The following is a 1,724-nucleotide window of genomic DNA, read 5'->3' on the forward strand; positions in this document are numbered from 1 at the left end:
AACAACGGAACCAATCGTCACCGGCTCTGGCGTCCGTCGCACCGTGGCGGGCGCCGGGCCAAGGTTGCCCGCCTCCTCGGGGCGGGCAACCCGCGGTCTTCCACGTCAGCTTCAGACTCGCGCGCCCGAATGTCCGGCCCTCCACTGGGGGGCCGGCCGCGTCGGAGTCTTCCCCCCTCCCGCCCCCACCCCCCTCTGCGCGTGGTCGCCCCTGGACGGTCAACGGGGTGGGGTGTCCTGTTCGTTGGGCTGGGCGGGCGGCGAGTCCGGTCCTGTGCCGGGCTGGAGTGACGGAGCTGCGTATGCAGCGGTGGGTCGGCCGCTTCCTCCGTGGCGCTTCCGCCGCTCCGGCCTCTGTCGGCAGCGGTGAGTCCGGGTCTCTGCCGGGATTCTTGCTCGCCGCTTTGTGGGCTTGGTGCGCGTAGGCAGCCAGGAATTGCGCCAACTCAGACGTCACGGCTTCACGTTGCAGCTGTCCCTTTGTCACGACCGAGCTGAGTGCGGGTGGTGGTCCCCTTCCAGAGGAGGGACCATGAACGAGGACCGCAAGCGGATCAAAAGGGTGGTCTTGGCCATCGTGGGCGTGCTCGTCGGCGTCCTGCTGATCGCGCAGTGCGCGGCCAGCAGCGATGGCCGTTGCAGCGATGACAGCCGCGGTGCCACGAAGGTGCAGGCCGCGGCGTTCTCCCCGTCGAATTCCGGAGGCACGTTCCTCAGCAAGCCCGTCCCGAAGCCGAAGTCGAAGTCCAGCCGAGACGGCGGCGGTGGCGGCGGCTTCTTCAGCATCTTCATCTTCCACGACAACGACTGCGACTGAGTCCCGTCCCGGTCGACGCTCAGCTACGCGAAGCTGTGCAGTTGAGCAGCCGAGGCCCGGTGCCCGCCAGTTCTCCGGCGGGCACCGGGCCTTTTTCGTGTGCTGGCTCTTGACCTCAGTACGGGCCCGGCGCGGGGTCGTTCGTCGGTGTCCGGCGTGCTTCCGTCTGCTGCCGACTGCTCGCTGGAGGTACGCGTCTTCGGGCCGTCTCGGAGAGCCCGCTCGCCTCGTCTGCGGCCGGGCAAGCACGTCCAGCAGCGGATTTCTCCACCGGCGTTCCTGCTTGGCCGGTGTACGTCACCGTTTCTGCTTAGTCCTCGGCAGTCTCCGTGGCTGTCCGTGCCGTCGTTCGGTCTCCTCCGTTCCCGCTTGTGCCGTTCGCGCAGTGCCTGGGGCTGCGGTCTGGTTGGCCCCTGCCCGCCGCTTGCAGCCTGCGGCTGGGGCGGGGCGGCCGAAAAGCACGGGCTTGCCCCCACCCCGCCCCAGCCGCTGATCGGCTGCGTCGGGCAGGGCCGATCACGGCCCACCTCCCTCTCGACGGAGGCCATCGCCCGGCACATCAGAGAAGGAGAGCACCATGTCGAACCAGTCCCCGCAGCCCCAGCCGGCCCCGCAGACCTGCAACGGGTGCACGGGACAGAACGGTAAGCACAAGGAGATCCAGGTCGTCACCAACGACGATAAGAACAACGTCGTGAACAGGCCGGAACCCTGCAAAAAGCGGCTGAGGTAAGGCGACAGGCCCTGGCGCCGTCGGATCCCGACGGCGCCAGGGCCTTTTCGTGTGGAGTGCGCAAGCAAGTGGCGCGGCATGGGGGTAGCTCGGTGGCGTGCGGCCCCTTGGCGGTCCCTTCCCGGCGCTCAAAAGCTGGGTCGGGGGGTGGGGTGGCCGCAAGCCCGAAGTGCG

At 68.9% G+C, this 1,724-nt stretch carries 2 protein-coding genes; both read left to right on the forward strand.

What is annotated here, in order from left to right; translation table 11 throughout:
- Positions 1-532: 532 nt before the first annotated feature.
- Complete coding sequence (locus ACTWP9_RS36605) at positions 533-817, forward strand: hypothetical protein (protein ID WP_443250637.1); 285 nt, start codon at positions 533-535, stop codon at positions 815-817.
- Positions 818-1,394: 577 nt separating this feature from the next.
- On the forward strand, positions 1,395-1,550 hold the full coding sequence (locus tag ACTWP9_RS36610; protein WP_443250638.1) for a hypothetical protein: 156 nt from the start codon (positions 1,395-1,397) through the stop codon (positions 1,548-1,550).
- Positions 1,551-1,724: the final 174 nt, after the last annotated feature.

Source organism: Streptomyces sp. 3N207, from assembly GCF_052246355.1.
Lineage (GTDB): Bacteria > Actinomycetota > Actinomycetes > Streptomycetales > Streptomycetaceae > Streptomyces.